This is a genomic window from Ideonella aquatica, assembly GCF_018069755.1.
Lineage (GTDB): Bacteria > Pseudomonadota > Gammaproteobacteria > Burkholderiales > Burkholderiaceae_C > Ideonella > Ideonella aquatica.
The window spans coordinates 86066-100189 of the sequence record NZ_JAGQDE010000007.1; the positions used below are offsets into that span (position 1 = coordinate 86066).

13 protein-coding genes are annotated in these 14124 nt (G+C 70.1%); 7 read left to right on the forward strand and 6 right to left on the reverse strand.

Annotation, left to right across the window (positions count from 1 at the left end):
• Positions 1-45 precede the first annotated feature (45 nt).
• From KAK06_RS10005 to greB, 6 genes are all read left to right on the forward strand, one after another.
• Positions 46-1083: a branched-chain amino acid ABC transporter permease gene (locus KAK06_RS10005; protein WP_210801845.1), complete on the forward strand. Its 1038-nt coding sequence runs from the start codon at positions 46-48 to the stop codon at positions 1081-1083.
• A 1-nt stretch (position 1084) separates the two neighbouring features.
• Entirely contained in the window at positions 1085-2848 is a 1764-nt protein-coding gene (locus tag KAK06_RS10010; protein ID WP_210801847.1) for a branched-chain amino acid ABC transporter ATP-binding protein/permease, read from the forward strand.
• A 2-nt stretch (positions 2849-2850) separates the two neighbouring features.
• Entirely contained in the window at positions 2851-3585 is a 735-nt protein-coding gene (locus KAK06_RS10015) for an ABC transporter ATP-binding protein (protein ID WP_210801849.1), read from the forward strand.
• A gap of 76 nt (positions 3586-3661) precedes the next feature.
• Positions 3662-5410, forward strand: coding sequence for an acyl-CoA dehydrogenase family protein (locus KAK06_RS10020; protein WP_210801850.1), 1749 nt, complete (start codon positions 3662-3664; stop codon positions 5408-5410).
• A gap of 1 nt (position 5411) precedes the next feature.
• Positions 5412-5906: a MarR family winged helix-turn-helix transcriptional regulator gene (locus KAK06_RS10025; protein ID WP_210801852.1), complete on the forward strand. Its 495-nt coding sequence runs from the start codon at positions 5412-5414 to the stop codon at positions 5904-5906.
• Between the two features lie 31 nt (positions 5907-5937).
• Complete coding sequence (gene greB, locus KAK06_RS10030) at positions 5938-6498, forward strand: transcription elongation factor GreB (RefSeq protein ID WP_210801854.1); 561 nt, start codon at positions 5938-5940, stop codon at positions 6496-6498.
• Positions 6499-7037: 539 nt separating this feature from the next.
• On the opposite strand, the gene KAK06_RS10035 is transcribed toward greB, so the two are convergent.
• The 5 genes from KAK06_RS10035 to KAK06_RS10055 are packed head-to-tail and all read right to left on the reverse strand — an operon-like array spanning position 7038 to position 11537.
• Positions 7038-7745, reverse strand: a complete 708-nt coding sequence (locus KAK06_RS10035; protein ID WP_210801856.1) for an ABC transporter ATP-binding protein — start codon at positions 7743-7745, stop codon at positions 7038-7040.
• 2 nt (positions 7746-7747) lie between these two features.
• On the reverse strand, positions 7748-8518 hold the full coding sequence (locus tag KAK06_RS10040) for an ABC transporter ATP-binding protein (RefSeq protein WP_210801858.1): 771 nt from the start codon (positions 8516-8518) through the stop codon (positions 7748-7750).
• Positions 8515-9480, reverse strand: coding sequence for a branched-chain amino acid ABC transporter permease (locus KAK06_RS10045; protein ID WP_210801859.1), 966 nt, complete (start codon positions 9478-9480; stop codon positions 8515-8517). The genes KAK06_RS10040 and KAK06_RS10045 overlap by 4 nt, the downstream gene beginning before the upstream one ends.
• A complete protein-coding gene (locus KAK06_RS10050) occupies positions 9480-10349 on the reverse strand; it encodes a branched-chain amino acid ABC transporter permease (protein ID WP_210801861.1) in 870 nt (289 codons plus the stop codon). Before KAK06_RS10050 ends, KAK06_RS10045 begins: the two co-directional genes overlap by 1 nt.
• A 21-nt stretch (positions 10350-10370) precedes the next feature.
• Positions 10371-11537 (reverse strand): ABC transporter substrate-binding protein, encoded by a 1167-nt coding sequence (locus KAK06_RS10055; RefSeq protein WP_210801863.1) that lies wholly within the window; start codon positions 11535-11537, stop codon positions 10371-10373.
• A gap of 137 nt (positions 11538-11674) precedes the next feature.
• On the opposite strand from KAK06_RS10055, the gene KAK06_RS10060 reads away from it, so the two are divergent.
• Entirely contained in the window at positions 11675-11938 is a 264-nt protein-coding gene (locus tag KAK06_RS10060) for a hypothetical protein (RefSeq protein WP_210801865.1), read from the forward strand.
• Here KAK06_RS10060 and KAK06_RS10065 read toward each other — a convergent pair whose 3' ends face one another.
• A complete protein-coding gene (locus tag KAK06_RS10065; RefSeq protein WP_210801867.1) occupies positions 11939-13963 on the reverse strand; it encodes a M13 family metallopeptidase in 2025 nt (674 codons plus the stop codon). It lies immediately after the preceding gene.
• Positions 13964-14124 lie beyond the last annotated feature (161 nt).

Consider the following 14124-nt stretch of genomic DNA (forward strand, 5'->3'; position numbering starts at 1 on the left):
ACGTGCCGCACCCGCCCTCCTGGCTCCTGACCCGGACCCCATCCCATGGACTTCTCGATCGCGAGCATCCTGGCGCTCGACGGCGTGACCAACGGCGCGGTGTACGCGCTGCTGGCGCTGGCCACCGTGCTGCTGTTTGCCGTCACCCGCGTGATCTTCATCCCGCAGGGCGAATTCGTCGCCTTCGGCGCGCTGACGCTGGCCATGCTGCAAAACGGCCAGGTGCCGGGCACCGTCTGGTTTCTGCTGATCCTGGCCGGTGCCGCGGCCCTCAGCGACATCGTCACCGGTCTGCGTCATGGCCGCTCGGCGGGCAAGCTGCTGCTGCAGGCGGCCAAGGGCCTGGCCTACCCGGTGGCGATCTCGCTGCTGGTGTGGTGGGCCGCGCCGCGCCAGCTGCCGCTGCTGGCCCAGGCCGCGCTGACGCTGGCCGTGGTCACGCCCTTCGGCGGCCTGATCTACCGACTGGCCTATGAGTCGCTGGCCGACGCCTCGGTGCTGGTGCTGCTGATCGTCTCGGTGGGCGTGCACTTCGCGCTGGTCGGGTTGGGGCTGTATTTCTTCGGGGCGGAGGGTTTCCGCAATCCGCCGTTCTGGGACGAGCGCTTCAGCCTGGGGCCCTTGAACCTGAGCGGCCAGACGCTGATCATCTTCCTGGTCTCGAACGCGCTGATCGTGATGCTGTGGCTGTTCTTCGAGCGCTCGCTGTGGGGCAAGGCGCTGCGCGCCACCGCGGTGAACCGCCTGGGCGCGCGGCTGATGGGCATCTCCTCGACCAGCGCCGGCCGGCTGTCGTTCACTATGGCCGCGTTCATCGGCGCGCTGTCGGGCCTGCTGATCGGGCCGACCACCACCATCTTCTACGACTCGGGCTTCCTGATCGGCCTCAAGGGTTTCGTCGCCGCGGTGTTCGCCGGCCTGTCCAGCTACCCGCTGGCCTTGGTGGGCGCCACGCTGGTGGGCCTGCTCGAGAGCTTCGGCTCCTTCTGGGCCAGCGCCTTCAAGGAGGTGATCGTCTTCTCGTCGATCCTGCCGGTCCTGCTGTGGCGCTCCCTGCGCGACCCGCATGGGGAAGAGCACTGACATGAACGCGCGTTTTCTCTTTCCGGCCTTTTGCGCCGCGATGCTGCTGATTCCGGCCCTGCCGGTGTCCGATTTCTGGATCACGCAGCTCAACTACATTGGCATCTACGCGATGGTCTCGCTGGGCCTGGTGCTGCTGACCGGCGTGGCCGGCCTGACCAGCTTTGGGCAGGCGGCCTTCGTGGGCGTGGGCGCCTACACCTCGGCCTATCTGTCCACCACCGCGGCGGTGTCGCCGTGGATCGCCCTGTTCATCGGCCTGGGCCTGGCGGTGGTGGTGGCGGTGGTGCTGGGCTTCATCACGCTGCGCATGTCGGGCCACTACCTGCCGCTGGCCACCATCGCCTGGGGCCTGTCGCTGAACTACACCATGGCCAACATGGAGTTCCTCGGCAAGTACGACGGCATCATGGGCATCCCGCCGCTGGAGTTCTTCGGCATCAACCTGGCCGGTGGTCGCGCGATGTATGTGCTGATCTGGGTGATCGCGCTGCTGTCGGCGGTGGGCGTGCTGCGCCTGCTGGATTCGCGCACCGGCCGTGCCATCCGCTCGCTCAAAAGCGGCGCCACGATGCCTGAAGCCATGGGCATCTCCACCTTCCAGTACAAGCTGCTGGCCTTCGTGCTGGCGGCGATGCTGGCCTCGGTGGCAGGCTGGCTGTTCGCGCACTTCCAGCGCACCGTCAGCCCTACGCCCTTCAGCATGAGCAAGGGCATTGAGTTCCTGTTCATGGCAGTGCTGGGCGGCGTGGGCCATGTCTGGGGCGCCTTCACCGGGGCCGCGGTGGTCAAGCTGGTGGAAGACGAGCTGCAGGTGCTGCTGCCCAAGCTGATCGGCACCAGCGGCAACTTCGAGACCATCGTCTTCGGCATCGTGCTGATCCTGGTGCTGAAGTACGCCCCCGACGGCCTGTGGACCTTCGTCAAGGGCTGGGTGCCCACCCGCCAGCGCGTGCGCGACTGGGGCGACGCCCAGGCGCTGGCCGCGCGCGAGCACCCCACCCGCGGCGAGCTGCTGCTGGACGTGAAGGCGGTGCGCAAGGAGTTCGGCGGCCTGGTGGCGGTCAACGACGTCAGCTTCACGCTGCGCGGCGGCGACATCATGGGCCTGCTGGGCCCCAATGGTGCCGGCAAGTCCACCACCTTCAACCTGATCACGGGCGTGCTGGGCCTGACCCGTGGCGAAGTGGTCTTCCGCGGCCGCAACATCGCCGGTCTGCCCTCGCGCGAGATCGCCCGCCTGGGCGTGAGCCGCACCTTCCAGCACGTCAAGATGGTGCCCGACATGACGGTGCTGGAGAACGTCGCGCTGGGCGGCTACCTGCGCTCCAAGGCCGGCCCCTTTGGCGCGATGCTGCGCCTGGACCGTGACGAGGAGCGCCGCCTCTTCTCTGAGGCCGAGAAGCAGCTCGCCCGCATCGGCATGGCCGACAAGATGCACGAGCTGGCCGGCAACCTGGCGCTGGGCCCGCAGCGCCTGATGGAGATCGCCCGCGCGCTGTGCACCGACCCGTCGCTGCTGCTGCTGGATGAGCCCGCCGCCGGCCTGCGCCTGAAGGAGAAGCAGGCGCTGGCCGAGGTGCTGCGCCAGCTCAAGGCCGAGGGCCTGACCATCCTGCTGGTCGAGCACGACATGGACTTCGTCATGGGCCTGGTCGACCACATCACCGTGATGGAGTTCGGCACCAAGCTGATGTCGGGCACGCCGGCCGAGGTGCAGGCCAGCCCCGAGGTCCGCGCCGCCTACCTGGGCACGGAACACTGACCATGGCACAACAGAACATTCTTTCCGTCCAGGGCCTGCACGCCGGCTACGGCAAGGCCGAGGTGCTGTCGGGCCTGAACCTGGCGCTGCCGCAGGGCAGCGTGGTCACCGTCATCGGCCCCAACGGCGCTGGCAAATCCACCACGCTGAACGCGTTGATGGGCGTGCTGCCCAGCAAGGGTCACATTGTGTTCGACGGGCAGGACGTGGTCGACCTGACGCTGGAAGAGCGCGTGATGGCCGGCCTGGCCCTGGTGCCCGAGAAGCGCGAGCTGTTCGGCACCATGGCCGTGGAGGACAACCTGGTGCTGGGCGGTTTCAAGCCGATGCGTCAGGGTGTGGCGGGCTGGAAGAGCACGCTCGACGAGGTCTACACCATCTTCCCGCGCCTGAAGGAGCGTCGCGCCCAGCTGGCCGGCACGCTCAGCGGCGGCGAGCGCCAGATGCTGGCGGTGGCTCGCGCGCTGATGAGCCGGCCCAAGGTGCTGATGCTCGACGAGCCCAGCCTGGGCCTGGCGCCGCTGGTGGTGCGCGAGATCTTCAAGACCATCACCCAGTTGCGCAGCACCGGCGTGAGCATCCTGCTGATCGAGCAGAACGCCCGCGCCGCGCTGGAGGTGGCCGACTACGGCTACGTCCTGGAGACCGGATCGATCGCATTGGAAGGGCCGGCCGCCGACCTGGCCACCGACCCGCGCGTCATCGACACCTACCTCGGCGCCGCCAAGAAGCATTGAGATTGACGGCCCCGTCGGGCCTCCGGTGCACGCCGGAGCGCCCCCGGCGTGGGCCCACCGCACCAAGGAGCTCGCCATGTGGCGTTACGACCCCCCGCTGCGCGACATGCGCTTCGTCATCGACGAGGTGCTGGACGCGCCCGCCGCCTGGCCGGCCATGGCTGGCTTCGAGGAACTCGACAGCGACATGTCGGCCGCGGTGCTGGAGGAGGCCGGTCGCTTCGCCGCCGAGATTCTGGCGCCCACCAATGGCCCGGGCGACCTGGAAGGCTGCACCTGGCAGGACGGCGAGGTGCGCACCCCCGCCGGCTACAAGGCCGCCTACCAGGCCTTTGTCGACGGCGGCTGGCCGGCGCTGGCCTGCGACCCCGCCTGCGGCGGCCAGGGCCTGCCGCAGCTGCTGAACGCGGCGCTGTTCGAGATGCTGGTCTCGGCCAACCACGCCTGGACGATGTACCCCGGCCTGCTGCATGGCGCGTATGAGGTGCTGCACCAGCACGCCAGCGGCTGGTTGCGTGACACCTACCTGCCCAAGGTCACCAGCGGCGAATGGCTCAGCACCATGTGCCTGACCGAATCGCATGCCGGCTCCGACCTGGGCCTGCTGCGCACCCGTGCCGTGCCCCAGGCCGATGGTTCCTACGCCCTCACTGGCAACAAGATCTTCATCTCGGGCGGCGACCAGGACATGACGCCCAACATCGTGCACCTGGTGCTGGCGCGCCTGCCCGATGCACCGCCCGGCACCAAGGGCATCTCGCTGTTCCTGTGCCCGAAGTTCCTGCCCGATGGCAGGCGCAACGCCGCTCGCTGCGACAGCATCGAGAAGAAGATGGGCCTCAAGGGCAGCGCCACGAGCGTGATGAGCTTTGATGGCGCCACCGGCTGGCTGCTGGGCGAGCCGCACCGTGGCCTGCAGGCGATGTTCCTGATGATGAACGCCGCGCGCCTGCATGTGGCGATGCAGGGCCTGGGCCACCTGGAGGCGGCCACGCAGAACGCGCTGAACTACGCGGCCGAGCGGGTGCAGTCGCGCTCGCCCAGCAAGCCCGCCGGTGCGCCCGCCGCCGCGGCCGACGCCATCATCCACCACCCCAGCCTGCGCCGTCAGCTGTGGACCCTGCAGGCCCGCACCGAGGCCGCCCGCGTGCTGTGCTACTGGACCGCCCAGGCATTGGATGATGAGCAGGCCCATGCCGACCCGGCCGCCCGCGCCGCCGCCGGCGCCCGCGCCACGCTGCTGACGCCGGTGCTCAAGGCCATGATGACCGACTACGGCCACTACGGCGCCGACCGTGCGCTGGGCATCTGGGGCGGCCATGGCTACATCCACGAGTACGGCATCGAGCAACTGGTGCGCGACAGCCGCATCGCGCTGATCTACGAGGGCACCAACGAGATCCAGGCGATCGATCTGGTGCTGCGCAAGCTGATGCCCGATGGTGGCGCCAAGCTGCGTGAGCTGCTGGACTGGGCTGCCGCGCAGTGCGAGGGCTCGGCCCATGCCGCCGCCGCGCGCGCACAGCTACAGGCCGTGGCCCAGGCCGTGGCGGCGCTGCAGGCCGATGCTGCCGCCGACCCCGAACTGCCCTTCCGTGCCGCCGACGACCTGCTCTTCGCCGTGGGCGAGGCGCTGCTGGGTGCCGCCTGGGCGCGCACCGACGCCGTGGCCGCCGCCGCCCTGGCCGCCGGCCGTGGCAACGCTGCGTTCTACCAGCGCAAGCAGCAGCTGGCACGCTTTCACTTCGACTGGCTGGCGGGCGAACTCGCCCACCGTCTGCGTGGCGTGGCTGCCGCCCGCGCCCCGCTGCCCTTCCTGGCCTGACATGGCGCTCGCCGACGTCCCCGCGACCGACGACGACGGCCCCGCGCCGCGGGCCAACGCTCGCAGTGCCGCGCTCGACCAGTCGGCGCTGATGCACCTGATGGGCTACGCCGCCACGCGCGCCTCGGTCACGCTGAAGAAGCACTTCCACCGCCACATGGGGCCGCTCAAGCTCAAGGCGGTGGAGTTCTCCATCCTCACGCTGGTGCACACCAACGCCGAGGTCAATCAGAAGCAGCTGGGCCAGGCGCTGGATGTCTCGGCGCCCAACCTGGCCGTCACGCTGGACCGCATGGTCGAGCGCGGCTGGGTGCGTCGCGAGCGCAGCGAGCGCGACCGCCGCGCCCAGCTGATCCGCCTGACCCCCGAGGGCCAGGCGCTGATCCGCAAGGCGCTGAAGGTCTCGCACCAGATGGAGGTCGAGCCGCTGAAGGTGCTCAGCGCCGCCGAGCAGGCGCTGCTGAAAGAGCTGCTGCACCGCGTGGCGCGCAGCTGAGCACAGCGTCTTTCAGGTACGCTGCCGGCCGATGAGCAAGGCCTTCACCAAGGAAAGCGACGCCGACGACGACGAGGACGGCGCCGGCCTGCCCCCGCTGCCCGCGGGCGGCAAGAACTACATCACGCCGCAGGGCTACGCGCGGCTGCGTGCCGAACTGCTGAACCTGATCGACGTCGAGCGTCCGAAGGTGGTGGAAGTGGTCCACTGGGCCGCCAGCAACGGCGACCGCAGCGAAAACGGTGACTACCTCTATGGCAAGAAGCGCCTGCGCGAGATCGACCGCCGCATCCGCTTCCTGACCAAGCGCCTGGACATCGCCGAAGTGGCCGATCCCAGCGCCCACCACGGCAGCGACCAGATCTTCTTCGGCGCCACCGTCACCTACGCCAACCGCCGCGGCGAGGAGCGCACGATCACGATCAAGGGCATCGACGAGGTCGACCACCTGGCCGGCGAGGTCAGCTGGATCTCACCCATTGCCCGCGCGCTGCTGAAGGCGCGCGAGGGCGATGAGGTGGTGCTGCCGACGCCGGGTGGCACAGAGACGCTGGAGGTGATTGAGGTGAGCTACCCGGCCAAGGTCGATTGAGCGGCTTCAGGCTGGCCGGAGCAGCTTGTCGAACTGATTGACTGCGGAGGTGGTGGCGCAGCCAAGGCCCGAGCGGCCAGGGCCTGTCGTCGCAGACGGTGGCGGTCGGCTGCGCCGACTCCCCTGCGGTGTTCGGACTGCAGGGCGGCCCACAAACTCGCTCCGCTCGCCTGCGGCTCGCTTTGCTCAAACAGTGTGGGCCAGTCAGAAGGGAATGCCCTGCAGTCCTGCGCTCCTCGGCGCCCCCGACAGCGCCGCCAGTCCCTGGCCGCTCTGTCCTTGTCTGGGGCAGCCGTTGCGGGACTGCTCGCGCGGGCAGTCTCAAAACGGTGGCCTGCGAGGTGGGGGAAAGGGGTCGAACGAAGTCAAGGAGGAGGCCGCAGGCCGGGGGACGGAGCCCGGACTCAAACAGTCCTGAGGACTGTTTGTGCCTGGCGACGGCCAGGGCCTCTGGCCCTGGCATGTGAGAGACCCCTTTCCCCCACCTCGCCTCAACCACCGCCGCGGGCAATGGCTGCCGTGGGCGGCGGATCAATCGGTCAGTGTTGACCCACCCCCAACCACGCATCCAATGGCGTCGGGTCCGCCAGCAGGGCCTCGCTGGTGGCGCGGAAGGCGATGCCGCCGCGGTCCAGCACGATCGCGTCATCGGTGACGCCCAGCACCATCTGCGGGTGCTGCTCGACCACGATGGACGGCAGGCCCTCGTCGCGGGCGACACGGCGGATGGCGCGCAGCAGTTCTTCCACAATGATCGGCGCCAGGCCCTCCAGCGGTTCGTCCAGCAGCAGCAGCTTGGGGTTGAGCACCAGCGCGCGGGCGAAGGCCAGCATCTGCTGTTCGCCGCCGCTGAGCTGGGTGCCCAGGTTCTGGCGCCGCTCGGCCAGGCGCGGGAAGAGCTGGTAGACGCGCTCGGGCGACCAGGGGCCGGGGCGCATCACCGCGGTCAGGTTCTCGTGCACCGTGAGCGACTTGAAGATGTTGCGCTCCTGCGGCACCCAGCCGATGCCGGCGGCGGCGCGGCGGTGCGAGGGCAGGGCGTGCAGCGCCTGGCCGGCCAGCGTGATCGTGCCGGCGTGGCGGCGCGCGGCGCCGGCCAGCGTGTCGATCAGCGTGGTCTTGCCGGTGCCGTTGCGGCCCAGCAGCGCCAGCGAGCGGCCCTCAGCGATGGTGAAGCTCACGTCCTGCAGCACCACGGCCTCGCCGTGGCCGCAGGTCAGGTGTTGCACGTCCAGCAGGTCTGCCATGCTCAGTGCCCTGGCCGGATGCCGGCCATCGAATCGCCCAGGTAGACGGCGCGCACCTGCGGGTCGGCGGCGATGGCCTCGGGCGTGCCTTCGGTCAGCACGGTGCCGTTGACCAGCACCGTCATCGTGGTGGCAAAGCTGAACACCAGGTCCATGTCGTGTTCGATCAGCAGCACGCTCACATCGGCCGGCAACGCGGCCACGGTGGCCAGGATCTCGCCACGCTCGGCCGCGGGCACGCCGGCGGCGGGTTCGTCGAGCAGCAGCACGCGCGGCTGTAGCGCCACCGCCAGTGCGATCTCCAGCAACCGCCGTTTGCCGTAGGGCAGCTCGCGGGTGGCGCGGTGGGCCTGCTCGTCCAGGTGGAACTGCGTCAGCAGCGTGGCCACCTCGGCCAGCACCGCGTCATCGGCGCCCAGCGGCCGCCACCAGCGGCGCGAGCGGCCCAGACGCTGGCTCACCACCAGCGCCAGGCTCTGCGCCGGCGTCAGCGAGGGCCACAGCTGGTTGATCTGGAAGGTGCGCACCAGGCCCAGCGCCACGCGCCGGTGCGCCGCCAGCGCCGTGATGTCCTGCCCGCCCAGCTCCACCCGGCCCTCGGTGGGCGGCAGCACGCCGGTGAGCTGGTTGATCAGCGTGGTCTTGCCGGCGCCGTTGGGGCCGATCAGCGCGTGCCGGGCGCCGCGCCGCAGCGTCATCGAGACGTTGTTGGTGGCGGTGATGCCGCCGAAGCGCTTCACCAGCCCGTGGGTCTGCAGCACGATGTCGTTCATGCGCCGCCCTTCCTGAACCAGCGCCACGGCCGCAGCAGCCGATCGCGGCCCACCAGCATCAGCAGCACCAGGAAGGCGCCGATCCAGAAGGTCCAGTACTGGGCGGTGAAGGCGCTCAGCACATCGTGCAGCACCTTGAAGGCGATCGCGCCAGCCAGGCCGCCCCACAGCCAGCCGGCGCCGCCGATCACCAGTGCCAGCATGATGTCGGCGCTGCGGTGGAAGTCGAGCACGTCCAGCGACGCAAAGCCGGTGGTCTGCGCCAGCAGCGCGCCCGCCAGGCCCGCCAGCGCGGCGCCCAGCGTGTAGGCCACGGCCAGCCGCCCTTGCACGCTCATGCCGGCGCTGGCCAGGCGCAGGCGGTTGTCGCGCAGCGCCTCGAGCGAGACGCCGAAGGGCGATTGCAGCACCCGCCGCACCAGCACGAAGACGATGAACAGCACCGCCAGCGAGTAGACCGAGGCCACGCGCGCGCCCAGGTCGAACTCGAACTGGCCCAGCAGCGGGCCCATCACCACGCCCTGCAGGCCGTCGGCGCCGCCGGTCAGGCCGTCGAACTTGTTGGCCAGCTCGTACAGCACGCCGGCCACGCCCATGGTCACCATCAGGCGCGTCAGGTCGGTGCCGCGCACGATCATCGGGCTGGTCAGCGCGCCCAGCAGCGCGGCCAGTGCGCCGCCCACCGCCAGGCCCAGCAGCGGGTCGGGGTGCAGGTGCTTGGCGAACAGCGCCGCGCCGTAGGCGCCCACGCCGAAGAAGGCGGCATGGCCCAGCGAGACGATGCCGGCATAGCCCAGCACGATGTCCAGCGACAGCGCGAAGAGGGCCGTGATCGCGATGTCGTTGATCAGCGCGGCGTGCTGCGGCAGCGCGATCGGCGCGGCCCAGATCAGCGCCCACAGCGCCAACTCCCAGGGCTTCCAGCGGGCCGGTGCCAGCAGGCGGGCGGACAGATCGCTCATCAGCGCTTCTCCCGCGTGAACAGGCCCTGCGGACGCCACAGCAGGATGGCGATCATCAGCACATAGACGATGAAGGCGCCCAGCTTGGGCACGTAGTACTTGCCCAGCACGTCGGCGCAGCCCAGCAGCAGCGCGGCCAGCAGCGGGCCGGTGATCGAGCTGGTGCCGCCCACCGCGCAGACGATCAGGAAATAGACCATGTACTTCAGCGGGAAGCTGGGCTCCAGGCCCAGCAGGTCGGCGCCCAGAGCGCCGCCCAGGCCGGCCAGACCCGAGCCCACCGCGAAGGTCAGCAGGAACACGCGGTCCACCGGAATGCCCAGGCCGGCGGCCACGCGGGGGTCATCCACCGCGGCGCGCAGCCGGCTGCCGAAACGCGTGCGGCTGAGCACCGCCTGCAGCGCCAGCGCCAGCACCAGGCAGACCGCGATCACGAACAGCCGGTAGTGGCCCATGCCCAGCTGCCAGGCGCCTTCGCCGAACTCGAAGCGTCCGCGCAGCCATTCAGGGGTCTGGATCGTCACCGGCGACGAGCCCACCGCATAGTCCACCGCGGCCACGGCCATGAAGGTCAGGCCGATCGAGAACAGCACCTGGTCCAGGTGCGGCCGGCCGTACAGATGACGGTAGAGCGTGCGCTCGGCCAGCGCGCCGGCCAGCGCGGTGGCCACGAAGGCGGCGGGCAGGCAGGCCAGGAAGGGCCAGCCGTGCTGTTGCATCAGCACGGCCAGCAGGTAGCCGCCGGCCATCGCGAAGGCGCCGTGCGCGAGGTTGATGAAGTTCATCAGCCCCATCGTCACGGCCAGCCCCAGCGCCAGCACGAACAGCAGCATGCCGTAGGCGATGCCGTCGAACAGCAGGGTCAACATCGGGCAGGCCCGGGTGCGGGTTTACTTCTGCTTCCCAGGGTCCTTGACGGACTTCTGCACGTCGAATTCGATGTTCCAGAGCTGGCCGTCCTTCTTCTCGACGCGGCGGGTGTAGATGTCCTGCACGATCTCGCGCGTTTGCGCGTCGATCAGGATCTGGCCGCGCGGGCTCTCGAAGACCTGGCCCTTGAGCGCCGCCATCAGCGCGTCGTTGCCGGCGCCCTTGCTGGCGTTCAGGCCGTTGTAGAGCAGGCGCATGCCGTCCCAGCCGCCGACCGCCATGAAGTTGGGGCGGAACTTGTGCATGGCCTGGAAGTCGGCGACGAACTTCTTGTTCATCGCGCTGGGGTGCGCGGCCGAGTAGTGCTGGGTGGTGACCACGCCCAGCGCCACGTCGCCCATGTCATTGAGCTGGTCGTCGTCGGTGATGTCGCCGGTGCCGATCAGCTTGATGCCGGCCTTGTCCAGGCCGCGCTCGCCGAACTGCTTCATGAACTGCGCCCCCTGGCCCGAGGGCAGGAAGACGAACAGCGCGTCGGGCTTGGCGTCGCGCACCTTCTGCAGCACCGGCGCGAAGTCGGGGCTGCGCAGCGGGGTGCGCAGCTTCTCAAGCACCTGGCCGCTGTTGAGCAGGATGCGGTCGGCGAAATAGCGCTCGGCATCGTTGCCGGGGCCGTAGTCGGTGACCAGGGTCACCACCTTCTTGATGCCGTTCTTGGGCGCCCAGTCGCCCATCGCCACCGCGGCCTGCGGCAGCGTGAAGCTGGTGCGGGTGATGTACGGCGAGGCCTCGGTGATGGCCGAGGTGGCGGCGGCCATCACCACCATCGGGGTCTTGCTCTGCGTGGCGATCGGTGCGGTGGCCAGCGCCAGCGGCGTCAGGCCGAAGCCGGCCAGCGCCACCACCTTGTCGTTGACCACCAGCTCCTGCGCCAGGCGCCGGGTGTTGTCGGCCACGCCGGCGTCGTCCTTGATCAGCACCTCGACCGTCTTGCCGCCGGCCTTCTTGCCGTTCTGCGCCTGGAACAGCGCGATCGCGGCGGCGATCTGCTTGCCGGTGGAGGCGCTCTGGCCGGTCATCGGCAGGATGACACCGATCTTCACGGTGTCGGCCTGGGCCTGGGCGCTCAGGGGGGCGGCCAGCGCGGTGGCGCAGGCCAGGGCGATCAGATGGCGACGGCGGGTCATGACGGCACTCCTGTCAGGCGAGGGGAGCGCCGATTGTGGGCAGGGCCCGCGCGGGGCGGGCCTAGGGTCCACCCGCAGCGGGCGGCATGGCTGGCCGATAGCTGCTATCGCCGCCCGGCATGGCGGACAATCGGGGCATGCCGCCAGAACAGCCGTCCCAGCCGGTCCCGCAAGTCGACAAGTTCCGACCGACCAACCGCCGCCAGCGCCTGAAGATCATCGCCCTGACGGTGGCGGTGGTGGTGGCGCTGTGGAGCCTGCTGCTGCTGCGCCCGGGCGCCCATCCGCGCGCCATTCCAGGCGTCACGCCGGCCCCCTGCAAGGCTGGCCAGACGCAGGGCTGCATTGGTGGTCAGGCCAATGTCACGCTGCTGCCGGCCGCGTCGGCGGCCAGCCGCTGATCACCAGATCCGGATCCGCTCGTCGGGCGACTTCCACATCTTGTCGCCCGAGCGGGTGGCAAAGGCGTCGTGGAAGCCATCATGGTTGACCACGGTGCCGTTGGCCCGGTATTCGGGCGGCGAGTGCGGGTCCATGGCCAGCAGCTGCAGCGTGCGCTCGGGGCGGCTCTTCTCGCGCCAGGCCTGGGCCCAGCCGAGGAAGAAGCGCTGCGAGCTGCTGCGGCCGTCGATCACCGGCGCCGCCTGGCTGCCCAGCGAGCGGCGGTAGGCCTTGTAGGCGATCTGCAGGCCGGAGAGGTCGGCGATGTTCTCGCCCAGCGTCAGCTTGCCGTCGAGTGAGCGGCCCGGCAGCGGCTGGTAGCCGCCGAACTGGTTGACCAGGCGCTGGCCCAGCGCGTCGAAGGCCTGGCGGTCGGCGTCGGTCCACCAGTTGCGCAGCGCACCATCGCCATCGAACCGGCTGCCGCTGTCGTCGAAGCCGTGGCTGATCTCGTGGCCGATGATGGCGCCGATCGCGCCGTAGTTGACCGCGTCGTCGGCCTCGGGGTCGAAGAAGGGCGGACGCAGGATGGCGGCCGGGAAGACGATCTCGTTGGCCATCGGGTTGTAGTAGGCGTTGACGGTCTGCGGCGTCATGCCCCACTCGGTGCGGTCCACCGGTTGGTCCACCTTGCGGGCCTGGCGTGCCCACTCGAACTGGGAGGCGCGCAGCAGGTTGCCCAGCGCATCGCCGGGGCGCACCTCCAGGCCGCTGTAGTCGCGCCAGCGCTCGGGGTAGCCGATCTTCACCGCGTACTTGGCCAGCTTGGCCTGGGCTTGCACGCGGGTCTCGGGCGACATCCAGGACAGGCCGTCGATCGACTCCTTGTAGGCGGCCAGCAGGTGGTTCACCAGCGTCAGCATCCGGGCCTTGTGCTCGGGCGGGAAGTGGCGCGCCACATAGAGCTGGCCCACGCCTTCGCCCAGTGCGGTGTTGACCTGGCGCACCGCCTGCTGCCAGCGCGGGCGCGGGGTCTTGGTGCCGTTGATGGCCTGGCCGTGGAAGGCGAAGTGGGCGTCGCGCAGCGCCTTGGGCAGCGCCGGGGCCAGGTCATCCAGCAGGTGCAGCTTGGCGTAGAGCTTCCAGTCGGCCAGCGGCTGCTCGGCCAGCAGCTTGGCGGCGCCGGTGACGAAGCTGGGCTGCGACAGCATCACCGAAGCCGGGGCCGGCGTGCCCGCCCCCTTCAGGAAGGCCGCCCAGTCAAAGCCCGGCGCCTGGGTGGACAGCTCGGCCGGCGTGGCCGGGTTGTACATCTTGACGGGGTCGCGCAGCTCCGCGCTTTCCCAGTGCAGCTCGGCCAGGCGGCGCTCCAGCGCATAGACACGCTGCGCCGCGGCGACCGGCTGGCGCTCGCCCGCGGCACGCGCCAGCACGCCCAGGTAGCGCAGATAGGCGGCGCGGGCCTGGGCCATGCGGGCGTCGCGCTGGTTCAGGTAGTAGTCGCGCTCGGGCAGGCCCAGGCCGCCCTGCCAGGTCAGCAGGCGGTAGATCTGCGGGTTCTTGAAATCAGCCTCCACACCCAGCCCGATCGGGCTGACCGAGCCACCCACCTGGCGGCCCAGAAAGCCGGCCAGTGCGGACGGGCTGTCGATCGCGTCGATCTCGGCCAGCAGCGGCTTGACCGGTGCCAGACCGGCGCGGTCGATGGCGGCGGTGTCCAGGAAGGCGGCGTAGGTGTGGCCGATCTGGGCTTCCAGGCCCTGGGCCTGGTCACGCCGTGCGGCCATCTCCTCGATGATCGCGCGTACCTGCCGATCGGAGGACTCGGCCAACTCGACAAAGGTGCCGAACTCGGGCTTGTCGGCCGGGATCAGCGTGCGCCGCAGCCACTGGCCGTTGGCGGCGCGGAACAGGTCATCCTGGGGGCGCACGGCCGGATCGGCTGCGGCGCTGTCCAGGCCGGAGCGGGAGGCGGCGGTGAGCGCCGGGCTGGCCACGGCCAGGGCCAGCAGCAGCGACAGGGTGCGCAAGGGGGAGTTCAGCATCGGGATCGTTCCTGGGCCAAGCCGCCGCAGTCCGGATCGGGCCTGCGGCACACGCCCGCCCCCGGGTAAGAGGGCGGGCCACGAAGCTCCCGATTCTGCACCGTCCGCGGGGTGGCTCAGATCGGGATTGGCCCCGCCAAGAACAAGGGGCTCCCGGGCGA

Coding starts and splice junctions, on each gene's coding strand:
- KAK06_RS10005 (WP_210801845.1), top strand. CDS start 46: ATGGACTTCTCGATCGCGAGCATCCTGGCGCTCGACGGCGTGACCAAC.
- KAK06_RS10010 (WP_210801847.1), top strand. CDS start 1,085: ATGAACGCGCGTTTTCTCTTTCCGGCCTTTTGCGCCGCGATGCTGCTG.
- KAK06_RS10015 (WP_210801849.1), top strand. CDS start 2,851: ATGGCACAACAGAACATTCTTTCCGTCCAGGGCCTGCACGCCGGCTAC.
- KAK06_RS10020 (WP_210801850.1), top strand. CDS start 3,662: ATGTGGCGTTACGACCCCCCGCTGCGCGACATGCGCTTCGTCATCGAC.
- KAK06_RS10025 (WP_210801852.1), top strand. CDS start 5,412: ATGGCGCTCGCCGACGTCCCCGCGACCGACGACGACGGCCCCGCGCCG.
- greB (WP_210801854.1), top strand. CDS start 5,938: ATGAGCAAGGCCTTCACCAAGGAAAGCGACGCCGACGACGACGAGGAC.
- KAK06_RS10035 (WP_210801856.1), bottom strand. CDS start 7,745: ATGGCAGACCTGCTGGACGTGCAACACCTGACCTGCGGCCACGGCGAG.
- KAK06_RS10040 (WP_210801858.1), bottom strand. CDS start 8,518: ATGAACGACATCGTGCTGCAGACCCACGGGCTGGTGAAGCGCTTCGGC.
- KAK06_RS10045 (WP_210801859.1), bottom strand. CDS start 9,480: ATGAGCGATCTGTCCGCCCGCCTGCTGGCACCGGCCCGCTGGAAGCCC.
- KAK06_RS10050 (WP_210801861.1), bottom strand. CDS start 10,349: ATGTTGACCCTGCTGTTCGACGGCATCGCCTACGGCATGCTGCTGTTC.
- KAK06_RS10055 (WP_210801863.1), bottom strand. CDS start 11,537: ATGACCCGCCGTCGCCATCTGATCGCCCTGGCCTGCGCCACCGCGCTG.
- KAK06_RS10060 (WP_210801865.1), top strand. CDS start 11,675: ATGCCGCCAGAACAGCCGTCCCAGCCGGTCCCGCAAGTCGACAAGTTC.
- KAK06_RS10065 (WP_210801867.1), bottom strand. CDS start 13,963: ATGCTGAACTCCCCCTTGCGCACCCTGTCGCTGCTGCTGGCCCTGGCC.